A 16,687-nucleotide genomic window follows, 5' to 3' on the forward strand; every position below is an offset into this window, starting at 1 on the left:
ATTAGTTTGACCTTGGATCTAAAATATCTCGGATTGCATTACTTAACATATAAAATCCTAATACCATGAATGTAATGGCGATGCCAGGTGCATATGTGTACCATGGTGCACTTTTAAGAAAAGCTTGAGAGTCTTTTAACATCCTGCCCCAACTAGGATCTGGCGGTTTAACCCCCAGCCCTAAATAACTTAGTGCAGCTTCAGCCAACATGGCTACACCAAAGCTAACAGATGCCGCTACTATTAAAGGTGACGAAACATTAGGTAGTATATGACGGAACATGATTTTGAATGGTTTTACCCCGATTAATTTTGCTGATAAAACATACTCGTATTCTTTGTGTTGTACAAAACCACTACGAGCAATTCGGGCGATACTAGGAATGGCGATTAATCCAAGTGCAATTGATGTATTGACAATACCTGAACCAAACACAGCTACTAGCATTAGTGCTAGGATAATACCTGGAAAAGCCATCAAAGCATCCATGATTCTCATGAAAACCTCATCTATCCAGCCACCAACATATCCAGCTATCCCACCAATAAGTGTTCCAAAGACAACACCGATCGTTACCGTTAAAGTACCTACAAAAAAGGCTGTTTGAGTACCTTTCATAATACGACTGAAGATATCTCTGCCGAATTCATCGGTTCCAAACCAATTCTCACTATTTGGTCCCTTTAACTTATTGGCAACATTCATAGCAGTCACATCATGTGGCGTATAGAAAAAACTGACGATCATTAATAGTAAAAAAGATATCAAAATGAGGAGGCCAATTATTAAATTAATATTTTTTGCATTACCCATTAATGTTTTCATATGGACCTCCTTAATTTAACCGTATTCTTGGGTCTAAGACAGAATATAAAATATCTACTAAGAAATTGATAAATACTACGGCAAATGTAATATACATAACAATTCCTTGTACTAACGGAAAATCACGATAGCCAATTGAAGTAATTAATAATTGGCCAATTCCCGGAAGAGCAAAAACCTGTTCTACAATAATTGTTCCTGCTACAACTTCAGCTGTTATTAATCCGAATATCGTTAATATTGGAATCATCGAATTTCTTAAAACATGTTTATACATCACAAACTTCTCTGTAATTCCCTTACTACGTATTGTTCGGACATAATCCAACCTTAACTGTTCCAATATCGCATTCCTAACATAGCGGAACTTTACAGCGATTTGAGGAATAGCAATTGTCAGAGCAGGTAATAATATTGCACCTAACGCTCCTGCTATACTCTCAGTCCAAGGAACATATCCACTGATTGAAAAGAAACTAAAATTCATTCCTAGGTATAAGATTAATAACATTCCCAACCAGAAAGAAGGGATAGCCATCCCTACTTGAGTGATGGAGGAGAACACAACATCACTCATTTTATTTTGTCTTTTTGCAACAAAAATACCTAAAGGAATAGCCACAATTATTACAATGAGCAGTGTAATCACAGCTAATGAAATCGTGACCGGTAAGCGATCCATGAGCAATTCTTTTACTGGCATAGAAAATCTGATGGATTCTCCTAAATCACCTGTAACTAAACCTTTCGCCCAGTCAAAGTATTGAACATATAGCGGTTGGTCCAAGCCGAGTTCTTTTCTTAGTGTCTCTACTTGCACTTCATCTGCCTCTGTTCCTAACATTGTACGAATCGGATCACCCGGTAAAATTTGAAAAACTGCAAAAGTGATAAAAGATACAATTGCCATTGTCACAACAAATAATATAATTCTTCGGATGATATAGGCCATATCTCTTCTTCCCCTCTATTCAGTAAACTTTACTTCTGACATGTCGTGGAACCAGAATGGGTAACTTTTTAGTCCTTCAATTTTTTTATTTGCAGCCCATAGTACTTGATAGTCAGCAATATATACTGCAGCAGATTGTTCACTTAATATTTCTTGTGCACGTTTATACATCTCAATTTGTTTTTTCTGATCCGTTTCTTTTAATACATCGGCCATGACTTTATCAAACTCTTTATTGTTGAATCGGAAGAAGTTTTCTTTGTCATTTGTAGAAATATAATCATTTAATATTTCATATGCTGACGGTTTTCCCGTTAAATCAATAGTAGTCATTTCATAATCTCTTCCAAAGTAAACACTCTCTAGCCAAATTCCCCACTCTACTACTTCAATCTCAACATCGATGCCTATTTCTTTTAAGTTCTCTGCAGCAATTTGAGCGATATTAGAGTACATATCATTATGAGAAGATACTGTTATTTTTGTTTTAAAACCTTTTGGATAGCCTGCTTCAGACAATAACTTTTTAGCTTTGTTTATGTCGCGTGCATAGACATCTTGTAATCCATCAAGATAGTAATCTCCCATTGCTGGACTCATATTAGAACCAAGGCGAGTAGCGTATCCAGAATATACAGAATCAATAACATCCTGTTTATTAATCGCAATATTGATAGCTTGACGAACTTTTAAATCATTAAATGGCTTTTTTTCTTCATTAAATGTAATGATTAATGCTGAGTTGTTATTTTGGTGACTGATGTTAAAATCATTTTCAACCTCAGATAGTCGGTGCCCACGAACTCCTGTTAAATCTACTTCTTTAGCTATCAAACTCATTACTGCAGAGTTATCATCCGATTGGAATGCGAACGTTACCTTATCTAAATAAGGTATGTTTTCTTGCCAATAATCCGGATTTTTTTCTAATACTAAATTAGAACCTGGTGTGTACTTTACAAATTTGAATGGTCCTGTTCCAATTGGATTTTCATTTTGTTTGCCATCATTATCCTTAGGTACGATTGCAGATTGTAAAGCTGTTAAAGAATAAAGGAAATTAGAGTTTGGCTCTTTTAGCTTAATAACAACTGTAGACTCATCAGGAGCTTTAACAGATTCTACATTGCCAAAGTTACCTGAAAGAGGCTTGCCATTTTTTGTTCCCATTAAGTGCTCAAATGTATAGAGAATATCATCTACTTTTAAGGAGTTACCATTATGGAATTTCACATTTTGCCTAATTTTGAATGTATAAGTCAAACCATCTTTTGATAATTCATAGCTTTCAGCAATTGCGGGTTTTAATGATCCGTCCGTTTCTGGAGCAAATAACCCTTCGAACATATTTAATATCATTTGAAATGAAATAGATGCCGTCGCTAAATGCGGGTCAAGAAAGTCAGGATCATCATTTACCCTTACTTTAATTTCTTGTGTTTTCCCGTTGCCTGAACTACCCCCTCCACTTTCTTTTCCACCCGAACAAGCACTGATTAAAAACATACAAACAACAATCATTGCGACAATCATTAGCCTCTTTGTACTCTTCATGTTCAAATAGCCCCCTCTTTGAATAAAGATATTTTTATGTCGGCATTTCTAATTTCTTTTTGCTGTTGTAGCTTTTATAGCTTGGTGCTCCTTCAACTTCATTTGCTTCTTTAATAGCGACGATTATCGCTTCTTCCATCGCTTTTGCTGCCATATTTCCCACGAAATCTACAGGATAAGACTTTCCTCCAGTAGCTAACACAAAAACCGTATCCCCATCCAGCATAGTATGTACTGGGAAAATGGTTCTTGCTAAGGCATTTTGAGTAATTTGAGCAACCTTTTTTGCTTCTGCTTTTGTCAATTTTGCATTGACTGCCACTAACCCAATTGTTGTATTAGATCCAGGTAGGGCATTACCTGATAAATTTTCTTCTATAAACTTAAGGCTATCTATAATAAGCCCAGTATTAGCATCGATTGGACCCGCTAGTATTTCTCTTGTCAGTGGATCCCTGACATCTCCAACTGCATTAACAGCGACTAGTGCACCTGCAACGAAACCATTTTCTAATTCTATTGAAGCACTACCTAAACCACCTTTCATGCAATGTTCCGGTCCTGTAATTTTCCCTACTGTGGCACCACAACCTGCTCCCACATTTCCAAAGGTGAACGTTCCCTTCTTGGCTTGCGAGGCCGCTTCGTAACCCATTTGCTTATCTGGGCGAATATTTGGACTACCTATTTGTAGATCAAAAAGCACTGCACCCGGTACAATTGGAACTTTAGCGACACCTACATCAAGTCCAACCCCTTGTTCTTCAAGGTATTGCATAGCACCTGATGCAGCATCTAAACCATATGCACTTCCTCCTGATAAACAAATACCATGTACCTCTTCAATTCTATTAATGGGATCAAGCAAATCCGTTTCTCGAGTACCTGGGGCTGAGCCTCGCACGTCTACCCCACAAACAGCCCCACCTTCTGCAAGGATAACTGTGCAACCTGTTAATGCTTCTACATTTTCTACGTTACCAACCTTAATACCTGGTACATCTGTTATATTGCCAAAGCTCATGTACACGCCTCCTTATTTTCAAAACATTCAATTAACTTTGTTTAGTTAATTGGAGAATTTTACTTTCTGCATTCAAGATCTTTTTATTATCTTCTTGTGAATATAGATGACAGGCAACTTGCTGTCCGCTTTCGTTATGAATAAGTTCAGGACGTTCTACTTTACAACGATCAAACGCCTTTGGACATCTCGTATGAAACGCACATCCCGTCGGAGGATCTGAAGGACTTGGTGGCTCCCCGCTCAGCTGAATTTTCTCCCTTTTCTTTTCGAAATTAACTATTGGAATTGCAGATAATAATGCCTGAGTATATGGATGAAGCGGATTATTATAAATATCATGTTTAGGTCCAATTTCAACAATTCTTCCTAAATACATAACACCTACACGGTCACTAATGTGTTTCACTACACTTAAGTCATGAGAAATAAATAAATAAGTCAAATTGAATTCTTCTTGTAGATCCAACATTAAATTCAACACTTGCGATTGCACAGATACATCGAGTGCTGATACAGGCTCATCTGCAATAATAAATTTCGGATTCATCGATAATGCTCTCGCAATGCCAATACGCTGTCTTTGTCCTCCAGAAAATTCATGTGGGAATTTTGCGAGCGCTTCTTTTGGTAAGCCAACCTTTTCAATTAAGCTCTCTATTTTTCTAGTTCTTTCAGCTTTTGATAAGATTTTCTGAACAGCAATAGGCTCTCCTACAAGTTGCCCTACACGCATTCTAGGGTTCAATGAAGCGAATGGGTCCTGAAAAACCATTTGCATATGTTGGCGATGCTTCTGTAGTTGACGATTCCCTAAATGTTCTAGATGATTTCCTTCAAAAATAATTTCGCCATCAGTTGGTTCAGTTAAACGTAGAATGGTTCTTCCTAAAGTCGATTTACCCGACCCTGACTCTCCTACAATTCCTAAAGTTTCCCCTTTGAATACATCAAAACTAATGTCATCAACTGCTTTTACAAGCCCTGCTTTCCCTTTAAAAAGAGTGCCTTTAATCGGGAAATAGGTTTTTAAATGCTTAATTTCAAGTATTTTTTCTCTCTCGCTCATTCTATAGCTCCCCCTTCACTGGCATAGAGGTGGCATCTAACTTTATGGTTATTCTCAAACTCTATAAGTTGAGGCATTTCTTCTTGGCATTTTGTCATAGCATGTGTACATCTCGCTGCAAAGCGACAACCTTTTGGGAATAAATGTGCAGGTGGTACATTCCCAGGTATTGATTCTAACCGTTTTAAGTCCACATCAATATTTGGAATAGTCCTTAATAATGCTGTTGTATAGGGATGCTTCGTTTTCAAGAAGAGATCTCTTACCGGTGCCTCTTCAACAATTTGCCCTCCGTACATGACAAGCACTCGATCTGCTGTTTCGGCTACAACACCCATATCATGTGTAATGAGTAATATTGAGGATCCAAATTGTTCTTTCATATCAATCATTAAGTTAAGTATTTGAGCTTGAACCGTAACATCCAGAGCTGTTGTCGGTTCATCTGCAATAAGTAACTTCGGGTTATTGGACATTGCAATGGCAATCATAACCCGTTGTCTCATTCCACCTGATAATTGATGCGGATATTCTTTTATAATTTTTTCTGCTCTAGCAAATCCAACGATTTTCAATAAATCCACAGCTTTTTCATAAGCTTCTTTTTTCTTCATTTTTTGATGCTTCATTAACGATTCGACGATTTGATTTCCTATCGTAAAAACTGGATCTAAAGAGGTCATCGGTTCTTGGAAAATCATTCCTATCTCATTCCCTCGAACTTTCGTCATGTCATCTTCTGACAATGTAAGTAAATCTCTTCCTTCAAGGGATATAGAACCTTCTACAATCTCACCTGGAGGACTAGGAATAAGCCTCATAATGGACAAGGACGTGATACTTTTTCCGCTGCCAGATTCACCAACTAACGCAACAGTTTCACCTTTTTTTATAGCGAAACTTACATTATCTACAGCTTTAGCTATTTTACCTTTACCTATGTGGAAATACGTTTTTAACCCTTTGACTTCTAATAGTAGATCGTTAGTACTTTTTGAAGGCTCTAAGTGCAGTTGTGGACTTTCCATAAGTTCACCTCAATTTTAAGTTCAAATAGAAAACTTCACTGCTATGTTTTTCACTTGAGTGTAGTTTCTTAATGCGATGAAACCTTTCTCTCTTCCAATTCCACTTTTTTTATAACCACCAAAAGGCATCTGTACTCCACCTGCAGCACCGTAATTATTAATAAATACTTGCCCTGATTTCACCTTGGATGCGACAAAATGAGCGACGTCGATATTTCGAGTCCAAATACCAGCGACCAATCCATAATCAGTGCTATTCGCCAACTCTATTGCTTCTTCAATTGTTTCAAAAGTGAAAACTGTTAATACTGGTCCAAATATCTCTTCCTTCGCTAATGCATGTGTATTGTCTAGCCCGTCAATAATTGTTGGTTGGATATAATAGCCACCTTCAGAACCACTAATAGTAACTGTTTCTCCACCTACGATTATTTTCCCTGCTGATTTTGCATCCTGTATCTTGTTAATAATTTGATCGAATTGTTTTTTATTTAAAATTGGTCCAATCTCTTTGTCGTCGACACCAGGACCAATCGTCAATTCATTAAACTTCGCTGTTAATTCATGTAAAAAACGCTCTTTATATTTCTCTTCAATAAGTAATCGAGAACCCGCTGAACATGTTTGCCCAGCATTTTGAATAATAGCTCTAACTACGCCTTCTAGCGCTAATTCTTCATTTGCATCAGAAAATACGATGTTTGGAGATTTACCGCCAAGCTCTAGCGTCACGGGTACGACGTTGTCTGCAGCAGCTTTCATTACAGAAATACCAGTGTTAACGGAGCCAGTAAAAGTAATATGATGAATGCCAGGATGTCCAGCTAATGGACCACCGACATCGGCACCTAGACCTGTTACATGTTGAAAGATCCCTTTAGGTAGCTCACTTACTGCAAACCACTCTGCGATAGCATGAGTAGTAAGAGGCGTATCTTCTGCACTTTTTACAATGACAGCATTCCCTGTAGCAATTGCTGCAGCAACACTTCTCGCAGTGATTTGAAGAGGGTAATTCCAAGGGACAATATGTGCTGTCACACCAACAGGCTCTAAAACAGTCGCATTTAATATCCCCTCTTCAATCGGTATCGTGTCTCCCATCACTTTGTCTGCTGCTCCACCGTAAAATTCAAAATATCTAGCGGCAGCTTCTACATCAGCTTTGGCTTGTGAAATAGGTTTACCTACATCTTCACATTCCCACTTACTCCATTGCTCAGCATTATTTCTAATATGCGCAGCAAGCCTAACTAACAGTTGCCCTCGTTCATAAGGCTTTACCTTTTTCCATTCATCACTTTCGAATGCCACTTGGGCTGCGTGTACTGCTTCATCAACATGTTCTTTTTGACCTTTTACTATCTCAGCAATCAATTCTCCATTTGATGGATTGAAGACTGGTAACCACTCATTAGAATCGTTACCAACCCATTCCCCATTAATTAACATTGGTATCCGTTTCATCTTCTTCACAACCTCTCTTCTTTACAGGCCTCTGCCACCATCAACATTCAATGTAGCTCCTGTTACAATTTTCGCGCGATCGGATAATAAATAAGTCACTGCATTAGCGATATCTTCAGGTTCGATTAATTCACCAAGAGGAACACTTTTTCTAAATACTTCCTCTTTTACAGTGCTGATATCAGCATCTTTGGCAGCAAATTGACCTAACATATTAGTATCAGCTGGCCCTGGATTAATCGTATTTACTCTTATTGAATAAGGCGCCAATTCAATTGCCATCGCTCTTGAAAAACTTTCTGCTGCTCCTTTTGAAGCAATATATGACTGTAAACCAGGTCGTGGTCTGACAGCTGAAATCGAAGCAATAATGACAATTGAACCTTGGCGATTCGGTTTCATATATTTGACTGCTTCTTTACATGAAATGAAAAGACTAGTCGCATTAATATCCATGAGTTTATGCCATTGACTCAATGTGACTTCTTCAATAGGCGTTGCTGCTTGAGCAATGCCTATTGCATTTACCAAACCATCTATTTTGCCGAAGTCCTTGTGAACTTGAAAGAAAATTTCAGCAATCTGTTCTTCATCTAAGACACTGGCTGCATGCGTGTGAAGGTTGGGATGTTGGATTGATTGTAATGAATCCGTAGATAAATCAATCCCAATAACGTAAGCTCCTAGCTCGAGCAGTTGAGATACAATTGCTTTCCCCATTCCTCCACCAGCACCTGTCACAACTATTACTTTATTGTTTAAGTCCATATTTTCGACTCCTCATCTTCTTTAATTGCGTACTGTTCTATAATTTTATCTGAGATGGCTGCCCCCATTTGTTCAGTAGTTGCATTTCCACCAATATCTGCTGTTTTTATCTTCCCTTCAAGGAGTACCGATTCAATCGCATTAATAATTTTTGCTGAAAGATCTGCTCTCCCTAGATGGTCAAGCATTAAAGCTGCTGACCAAATCTGTGCAATTGGATTAGCGATTTCTTTTCCCGCAATATCCGGTGCAGAGCCGTGAACAGGTTCAAACATAGAAGGAAACTGTTTTTCTGGATTAATGTTTGCAGAAGGGGAAAGACCCAAGCCACCCACAATTCCAGAGCCAAGATCTGATAATATATCACCAAATAAATTGGAAGCAACAACGACTTCAAATGATTGTGGTCTTTGTACAAAATAAGCAACAAGAGCATCAATATAAATCGATTCTAATGCAAGGTTTGGATATTCGTTTTTTATTATTCTCTTAACATGTTCATCCCATAGTTTCATAGAGTGGATGATTGCGTTAGACTTCGTAGCACTCGTAACTTTCTTCTTACCATTTTTCTCTGCATATTCACAAGCAGCTTTAACGATTCTTTCAATACCTGCTGTAGTCATAATGGTATTTTGAATGGCCATCTCTGAATGTTGAGTCTCAAACATACGACCACCACTATTTGAATATTCACCTTCTGCATTTTCACGGAAAATGACAAAATCAATATCATCCCCATTGCTAAGTGGTGATGTAATGCCAGGTAATGATTTTACAGGTCTAAAGTTTACATATTGTTGGAATTGCTTACGAATTGGCATTATTAATTCCCATATTGTCACGTCATCTGGTACTCTAGCATCACCAATAGCACCAAATAAAATAGCGTCATAGCTTTGTAGTGTGACAAGCCCATCCTCCGGCATCATTCTGCCATGTTCCAAATAATAATCCGAACTCCACTCGAAATTTTCCTTATGCAACACAAAATCCTGTTCATGTTCTTCGAGGACAGACAACACTTTTAATGCTTCCGCCATTACTTCGACACCGATACCATCTCCAGGAATTACCGCAATTTTAAATTCAGTCATTTACATTACTCCCATCCTTTAAAAAGCGTAATGCTGCATCTCTAAAAATAGCCGTTGTAACCGCTAATTCTTCAATATCTACATACTCATTGATTTGGTGTGGAATTTCTCTATCTCCTGCCCCAATTGTGACAATCGGTACACCATGCATGTGTAAAAACGTACCATCTGTCGCTCCAGGTACCCCATTATAAATTGGTTCTTCTGCTGTTACTTCCTTGACAGCATCATAAACTGCATGAACAACAGGGTGATCTTTATCTGTAAATGTAGATGGACGGTTATCTAAAATCGTTAATTCTACATTAAAATCGGCGTCATCATTTTTTAATCTTGCAATAATTGCATTAATTTTATTTAATAATTCATCATGATCTTGTTGTGGAACGGTTCGAATGTCGAGTGTCATCATACAGTGATCAGGAATTACATTGATCTGAGCATCTCCTTTTACAGGTGCTTGTAAAATAGTTGGCGTTATAGAAGGCCATTTTAAGTAAGGGTCCTCCCCTAATCTCTCTTGCTCTTCCTTCTCAAGTTTTTCGAGTTCTACAATTAGTCTCGCCATTCGCCAATTTGGATTAATGCCACTCCACGATATTGCCCCGTGCGCCATCTTACCGTATACGTCAACTCTAATGCGCATTGCTCCTCGCTGAGCGATACAGACATTATTTTCTTCAGGTTCACAAATGATAGCCCCGTCTACACCGTCTGCCCAACCTTGTTTGATGAAGTGCTTAATGCCGAGCATCATTCCTTCTTCATCAACAGGAATGCACAAAATGATCTTTCCACAAAACTCTTCTTTATCTTTTAAAATTGATTGAACAGCCGTGATCATACATGCCAAGTTACCTTTTGTATCATTCGTTCCTCTTCCGTACATTCGCCCATCAACAATTTCAGCACTGAAAGGACCGTAAGTCCAAGCATCAACATTTCCTTCTGTTACTACATCCGTATGCCCTTCAAAAAGAAGTGTTTTACCAGGTTTACCTGAATCAATGATGCCAATAACATTTGGTCTACCAGGTACTACTTCTTCAATATGTGTTTGAATGCCTATATTCTTTAAATATTCGGCTACATATAACGCTACTTTTGTTTCATTTGCATCTGCAATACCTTCTCTATATACACTTGGAATTTTGACTAGCTCCCGTGTTAATTGAATGACAGCTTCTCGATCTCGTAAATACGTCTCATTTTCTAATTTTAAATTCATGTAATCTCCCCTTCTTTATTGTTTTTCAAATGTTCATAAGGAAAGCGAATATAAACTAAACAATAGTTATGAATATTCTGATATTAATTATATTTTGAAAACGTTTTCTATTAATTGGACAATATGTGTGTACTTCTTATACAAGATTAGACAAGATGTCTTATCTCCACTTGTCTATAATTAGGAATTTCAAATATGAAGGAATTTAAGTGGTTTTCTGAGGAAAGGAACATTCTGTACAAAAAAAAGAAACCTTCAAAATGAAGGAATCCGAAGTAGGTTTGAAGTATTCATGATTGCTTAATCATTTTTAATATAACTAAGGAAAATATTTTTCAGAATAATTAATTGTGTCTCAGCAGGTACATTTGATTCGAGTAATACTATGCTTTTATGTAGGGATAATTTCTTAGAGAAAATACCGAACACATTCGACAAAGTTGATAGAGTATCCGAAATCGGTATATCTGTTCGAATAGAGCCATCTGTTTTACCCGTCTCGATAATTTTATAGTAAATATCTACAAGTTGTCTGGAGGTGGCATTATATACTTCCATACCTTCAAACGGCTCAATAGATTGAGCTACATAGGTTTCAAAACTTTCAAGAAATTTAATGCGACTCTCTTTTTGTTCATTAAAAGATATAAATGTATCAAATAAATGCTCTATCTTCTCATAACAAGTACCAGGTTTTTCCAACACTTCTTGAAAAATAACTATATTCGCTTCAAGTGCTTTTGCAGCTACCGCGACAATAATCCTATCTTTTTTTGGAAAATATCGAAACAAAGTAGCTATGCCAATACTTGCTTCATCTGCAATGTCTTGCATAGTAGTCTTTTCAAGACCCTTTCTTGCAAATACTCGATCAGCTGCTTCTACCATTTCAATAATTCTTTTTTGTTTCCCTTCTAATCGTTCTTTTTCTAATCGAGATTTGGGATCCATAGTAGTACACACTCCTTTTTACCGTTCTTCTAGACGCTTGTGATTCTATCAAATAGGATGATGAAAGTCAAAACCGTCATTTTTAACTTTTTCATTGTAATATTTTAACTATCATGATATTGTATTTATCACATTGATAGTGATACTATCATTACGATATTCATAGTATCAGTAACAAAATTATTTTAACTTGAAATCGAGGAGTCTAAGTATGAAAAGATTTTTAAAGACTAAAAGTATGTGGACGCCTGTCTGGATGGTATCTATTTTGATGATTGTTATGGCCATCATCTACATCCCAATTTTTTCTAAAGCCACGCCAAATGTTCACAATTTTCCTATCGTTATTATTAACGAAGATACAGGGAGTAAAGTGAACGGGCAGCAAGTAGATATGGGCAAAATCATTAGTACAAATATTGCTAATTCAAAAGAAAGTACGGCTATTAAGTGGCAAACAGCATCTACCCGTGCTGACGGCTTAAAAATTTTAAAAAATAATAAAGCCTATGCTGCATTAATCATTCCTGAAAATTACACAACATCAATGCTAAAGTTACAAGACCATTTATTACAAAACAAAGTGAATACAAAACAAGCAAAACTTGAATTAATCGTTAATAAAGCAGGAGGTCAATTTGCTTCTGGGATTGCACAATCTTCTTTACAAGCAGTGGCAACGAGCATTTCCAAAAGTGTAACTGAGCAAATTTCAGGAACATTGGATAGCTCAAAATCTACCCTCTCGCCAGAAAATGCACTCGTCTTAGCAAATCCTATTCAAATCAATGAGAAGAATATCTCTGTAGTCAAAAACGATAATGGGATGACGCCTTTTATAATGGCATTATTATGCATGATTACAGGTATGATGGGATCTCAAATGGTAAATGGTTATGTAGACTCTATGTATACAGCATTAAAGACACATGGCTTGAAAATGAAAAAACATGCGGTCTTAAATGCAGAAATAATATTTGGGATTTGTATGACTGCACTCATGTCAATTTTATTAGTAATTTGTACATTTGCAGTTTATAAAGTTGGGCATACGGCAAATTTATTGGCTATATTAGGATTCCTTATTTTCGGATCTATGACGATGTTCATGTTCTTCCAAGTATTCAATCTATTCTTTGGAAGATGGAGTTTATTAATCGCCTTTCCAATCAATATAATGGGAATATTCGCTAGTGGCGGGCCAATTCCAGTAAATATTTTACCGTCTGTTCACCAAATCTTTAGTAACATTTTACCAACGCATCATTTAGTAGACGGTATGCGTTCACTGATTTATTACGATGGAAGAATGGAATCTGGCCTGTCTTCCTCACTAATAGCCTTATCAATCTTCTTTGTAGTTAGTGTTGTACTTTGTTATATCATTAGTCGAATAAAATTCAATAAAGATAATCGTAATCAATCCGCGGTGTCTACTGCAGAGTAATTTATGTAATAGGTCTGGGGAACCTCTAAGCTAAAAAAGAGCATGTTGTGAACGTCAAATCTGTTCAAAACATGCTCTTTTTTAATGTAATGGATTCATTTCTTTATAAAAAGTTTGAAATTTTATTAAGCCTTAATCAACTAACATTCCCGATAGTTTAAGTGTATTGTTGGACAAACAATCACTAAGTCATGAAATACTTTCCATTAATAATGTTTGTATCTTCCCTTCCATACAATACTTTCTTTGGATTTATAACGATGATTAAAAGTGCTACTACTAAATAAAAAATTGCATTATACATGATTAAATCGATTAAGTTTCCGTTTATTATGCCAATAAAAAAATTAAAGAATTGGTGGATGATGATTGGGATGATTAAATTCTGATTTAAGTTATAAAATGCTGTCATGATGATCGTAGTGGACATGATTGAAATCATAAAGAATAGAATGTATTTGATTAATTCAATGCCCATAAATCCTGTAGTAAACCATATTGGTAGATGCCACATCCCCCACCAAAATCCGACGATAATCGAAGCTTTTAATGGCGAATGGTTCTTTTGGAGCTCCATTAGAGCGAAACCTCTCCACCCTATTTCTTCTCCTAGTGGCCCTGACAGAAGATTTTTCAAAAATAAATAGATCAACATTCCCCATGAAGATATCGTAAAAATTGAGTCTGTTTCACTGTTATTAGATACGAGAAACATAATCATGAAAAATATGAAGGCTTGAATCATAATTACAGTAAGAATCATAGAGAATTTAAGTTTATTCTTGAATTTATCTTTTACAAATTGTATAAAACTTTGCCCAGGATAGATTTTTTTAAATAAAGCTGCAAAAGCAAATGTTGAGGACCAAGCTGATATACAGAGCATTACATTAAAGAACCATTCAGGAAATCCTAACAACTTTATGGCTCCTACAAGACAAAAAAGTGGTAAAAAAATGATATTGGTTAGTAGAATAAAACTTGCTACTGGTTTTTTTAGTTTCTTTTCTCTATTCATGTGAAATCCCCTTTTCAAACTAAGTATTTCGTAAATATCATAACGCTCATATTTACGAATATATTCAGCTTAAACCTAGGGGTTACTCACAGGTCAATACATGTCTGCATTATTTTATAGGTACATACATTTCTAAAAATACACGTTCAAGTCCATCTTCATAAGTGGTAAGTAATAGATTTATATAAACTAGCCCCAACGGTTCATACCCATTTTCTATGGCTGCTTTTCTTAAACTAGCTTCCACGTTATGGTCAATATTTTTTCCACCGGTTGACCATCTTCCATCTTCAATAACGGTATACATACATTTTGGATGAGATAGAATCTCACCTTCAATTTCTTTATGAAAGTCTTCTACTTTTCTTACAATGATAAACTTATCTTCTAGAATACCTTCGTCATTGAATCTTATGACTCTTCTTAAAGAGGTTAGAGTAACTGCTTTTTTCAAGTTGTCTGTGTTCTCTTTAAGAGTTTCATATTCATCATACGCAGTGAAATGCTCTATTTCTCCTTTTATTTCTAAAGGCTTCATTTCTTTTACTGTGTATTTCCCTAAGAATTGTTTAATTTTTTCGCAATCTTCTTTTACGATCTGAAGCTTTTTTAAAAGAAGCTGTTTATATTCTATTTCCTCTAAAACATCTCGTTCTTTCTCTTCTAATATTGATTTTATCCCCTCTATACTCTTGCTTTTTCTTAAATCCTGGATTTTTTTAATCTCAATATCCATTTCTCTATAGAAATTTACTGTTGTTATATCATATATATCAAAACGATTATATTTTCTATACCCATTCTCAATATTTTGCTTCGGCTTTACTAATTCCTTTTCTTCATAAAATTTCAAGGTATCTCTAGATACACCTAAAAATTGAGCAACTTGTCCAATAGTGTACATAATATTCTCCTTTATTATTGCAACATATTCTTTATGATATTTCACATTTTCAGTACATCAAAAAATAACAATATAGGTTTTATAATAATAACAAAGTTAATGAACAATAAGTAAATAACTAACAAAATTAGAATACGAGATAAAAAATTTAAAATATATAAAATGGCAGTTCACTATTGAATATGCAACTAGATATTATATCAATTTAATAGAACTCGTCATTTTATTAATAGTTTTATTGATAAAATCCTATATTTCCGTTAAAAGGCACTTTTTACAAAAGAAAAACGTTATAATTTTCAGAAAAGGAAAGGTGGATTGTATGACGATCCAACAAATAAAATATGTACTTGCAGTTGCACGTAATCGCTCCATTAACAAAGCTGCACAAGAATTATTCATTAGCCAGCCGAGTCTTTCAAAAGCGCTAAAGGAACTCGAAAATGAAATGGGCATCACGATTTTTTCACGAACCAATAAAGGAATTATTATTACGAAGGAAGGAACGGAATTTTTACAATATGCCCGCCAAGTTGTAGAGCAAATGGAACTATTAGAAAATCGCTATTTATCAACAAAAGTAAAGCAACAGCAATTCTCGGTCTCTACTCAGCACTATGCCTTTGCGGTAAGCGCTTTTGTACGCCTACTCGAAAACTATGACCGTAATGAGTATGATTTCATGCTACGTGAAACGAAAACATATGAAATTATTGAGGACGTCAAAACACTACGAAGCGAAATTGGTATTTTGTATTTAAATGAATTTAACAAACAAGTCATTGAGAAGTTTTTACGCGAAGGTAATTTGAAGTTTAATGAGTTATTTCAAGCAGATGCACACGTGTTTATTTACCGCCAAAATCCACTTGCGGAAAAACCATTTGTAACGCTCGAGGATTTATTGCCGTACCCATACTTGTCATTTGAGCAAGGAGATTATAACTCCTTCCATTTCTCAGAGGAAATTTTGAGTACATTATCACGTCCAAAAAATATACGTGTCAGTGACCGTGCCACACTATTTAATTTATTAATTGGCTTAAATGGCTATACCATTTCAAGTGGAGTCATAAATGAAGAACTCAATAACGATATTGTAGCCGTTCCCCTACTTGTCGATGAAAAAATGCATGTCGGTTATATTACACACAAACATTTGGATCTAAGTCCACTCGCACATGTCTACTTGGATTATTTAAAAGAAAGTATCGCAACAGAAATGAAAACGGTATAGCTTTTAACTATAGCAAGTGATAGGTTTTAGTTGTTATAGTTTAACTACCATATTGATTTAAAGCAAAGAAATTGATGATGAAATCTTGGTATAGATTTCTTAAATAAATGCTTTAAA

At 35.9% G+C, this 16,687-nt stretch carries 15 protein-coding genes; 2 read left to right on the plus strand and 13 right to left on the minus strand.

Annotation, left to right across the window (positions count from 1 at the left end; genetic code table 11):
* Window position 1: 1 nt before the first annotated feature.
* The 11 genes from AMD00_RS09825 to AMD00_RS09875 form a co-directional block, all read right to left on the minus strand.
* Window positions 2–826 (minus strand): ABC transporter permease, encoded by an 825-nt coding sequence (locus AMD00_RS09825; protein WP_053416907.1) that lies wholly within the window; start codon window positions 824–826, stop codon window positions 2–4.
* Between the two features lie 10 nt (window positions 827–836).
* The gene (locus tag AMD00_RS09830; RefSeq protein WP_053416908.1) at window positions 837–1,778 is read right to left on the minus strand and encodes an ABC transporter permease; all 942 of its coding nucleotides are present in this window, start codon (window positions 1,776–1,778) and stop codon (window positions 837–839) included.
* Between the two features lie 15 nt (window positions 1,779–1,793).
* A complete protein-coding gene (locus AMD00_RS09835) occupies window positions 1,794–3,332 on the minus strand; it encodes an ABC transporter substrate-binding protein (protein ID WP_053416909.1) in 1,539 nt (512 codons plus the stop codon).
* A gap of 34 nt (window positions 3,333–3,366) precedes the next feature.
* The gene (locus AMD00_RS09840; protein ID WP_053416910.1) at window positions 3,367–4,356 is read right to left on the minus strand and encodes a P1 family peptidase; all 990 of its coding nucleotides are present in this window, start codon (window positions 4,354–4,356) and stop codon (window positions 3,367–3,369) included.
* A 31-nt stretch (window positions 4,357–4,387) separates the two neighbouring features.
* The gene (locus AMD00_RS09845; protein WP_053416911.1) at window positions 4,388–5,425 is read right to left on the minus strand and encodes an ABC transporter ATP-binding protein; all 1,038 of its coding nucleotides are present in this window, start codon (window positions 5,423–5,425) and stop codon (window positions 4,388–4,390) included.
* The gene (locus tag AMD00_RS09850; protein ID WP_053416912.1) at window positions 5,422–6,453 is read right to left on the minus strand and encodes an ABC transporter ATP-binding protein; all 1,032 of its coding nucleotides are present in this window, start codon (window positions 6,451–6,453) and stop codon (window positions 5,422–5,424) included. Before AMD00_RS09850 ends, AMD00_RS09845 begins: the two co-directional genes overlap by 4 nt.
* Before the next feature lie 21 nt (window positions 6,454–6,474).
* Window positions 6,475–7,920, minus strand: a complete 1,446-nt coding sequence (locus tag AMD00_RS09855) for an aldehyde dehydrogenase family protein (RefSeq protein WP_053416913.1) — start codon at window positions 7,918–7,920, stop codon at window positions 6,475–6,477.
* Window positions 7,921–7,941: 21 nt separating this feature from the next.
* A complete protein-coding gene (locus AMD00_RS09860) occupies window positions 7,942–8,688 on the minus strand; it encodes an SDR family NAD(P)-dependent oxidoreductase (protein WP_053416914.1) in 747 nt (248 codons plus the stop codon).
* Window positions 8,679–9,785 (minus strand): tartrate dehydrogenase, encoded by a 1,107-nt coding sequence (locus AMD00_RS09865; RefSeq protein ID WP_053416915.1) that lies wholly within the window; start codon window positions 9,783–9,785, stop codon window positions 8,679–8,681. The genes AMD00_RS09860 and AMD00_RS09865 overlap by 10 nt, the downstream gene beginning before the upstream one ends.
* Window positions 9,778–11,013 (minus strand): M20 family metallopeptidase, encoded by a 1,236-nt coding sequence (locus AMD00_RS09870; RefSeq protein WP_053416916.1) that lies wholly within the window; start codon window positions 11,011–11,013, stop codon window positions 9,778–9,780. Before AMD00_RS09870 ends, AMD00_RS09865 begins: the two co-directional genes overlap by 8 nt.
* A gap of 300 nt (window positions 11,014–11,313) precedes the next feature.
* Window positions 11,314–11,964, minus strand: coding sequence for a TetR/AcrR family transcriptional regulator (locus AMD00_RS09875; RefSeq protein WP_053416917.1), 651 nt, complete (start codon window positions 11,962–11,964; stop codon window positions 11,314–11,316).
* 211 nt (window positions 11,965–12,175) lie between these two features.
* Here AMD00_RS09875 and AMD00_RS09880 point away from each other — a divergent pair, with 211 nt between their 5' ends.
* On the plus strand, window positions 12,176–13,411 hold the full coding sequence (locus tag AMD00_RS09880) for a YhgE/Pip domain-containing protein (protein WP_053416918.1): 1,236 nt from the start codon (window positions 12,176–12,178) through the stop codon (window positions 13,409–13,411).
* Between the two features lie 184 nt (window positions 13,412–13,595).
* Here AMD00_RS09880 and AMD00_RS09885 read toward each other — a convergent pair whose 3' ends face one another.
* Both AMD00_RS09885 and AMD00_RS09890 read right to left on the minus strand, forming a co-directional pair.
* Complete coding sequence (locus AMD00_RS09885; protein ID WP_053416919.1) at window positions 13,596–14,429, minus strand: CPBP family intramembrane glutamic endopeptidase; 834 nt, start codon at window positions 14,427–14,429, stop codon at window positions 13,596–13,598.
* Window positions 14,430–14,538: 109 nt separating this feature from the next.
* Complete coding sequence (locus tag AMD00_RS09890) at window positions 14,539–15,333, minus strand: MerR family transcriptional regulator (RefSeq protein ID WP_053416920.1); 795 nt, start codon at window positions 15,331–15,333, stop codon at window positions 14,539–14,541.
* Window positions 15,334–15,655: 322 nt separating this feature from the next.
* Here AMD00_RS09890 and AMD00_RS09895 point away from each other — a divergent pair, with 322 nt between their 5' ends.
* On the plus strand, window positions 15,656–16,570 hold the full coding sequence (locus AMD00_RS09895) for a LysR family transcriptional regulator (protein ID WP_053416921.1): 915 nt from the start codon (window positions 15,656–15,658) through the stop codon (window positions 16,568–16,570).
* The last annotated feature ends 117 nt before the right edge of the window (window positions 16,571–16,687 follow it).

It is taken from the genome of Viridibacillus arvi (assembly GCF_001274945.1).
GTDB classification, from domain to species: Bacteria; Bacillota; Bacilli; order Bacillales_A; family Planococcaceae; genus Viridibacillus; species Viridibacillus arvi.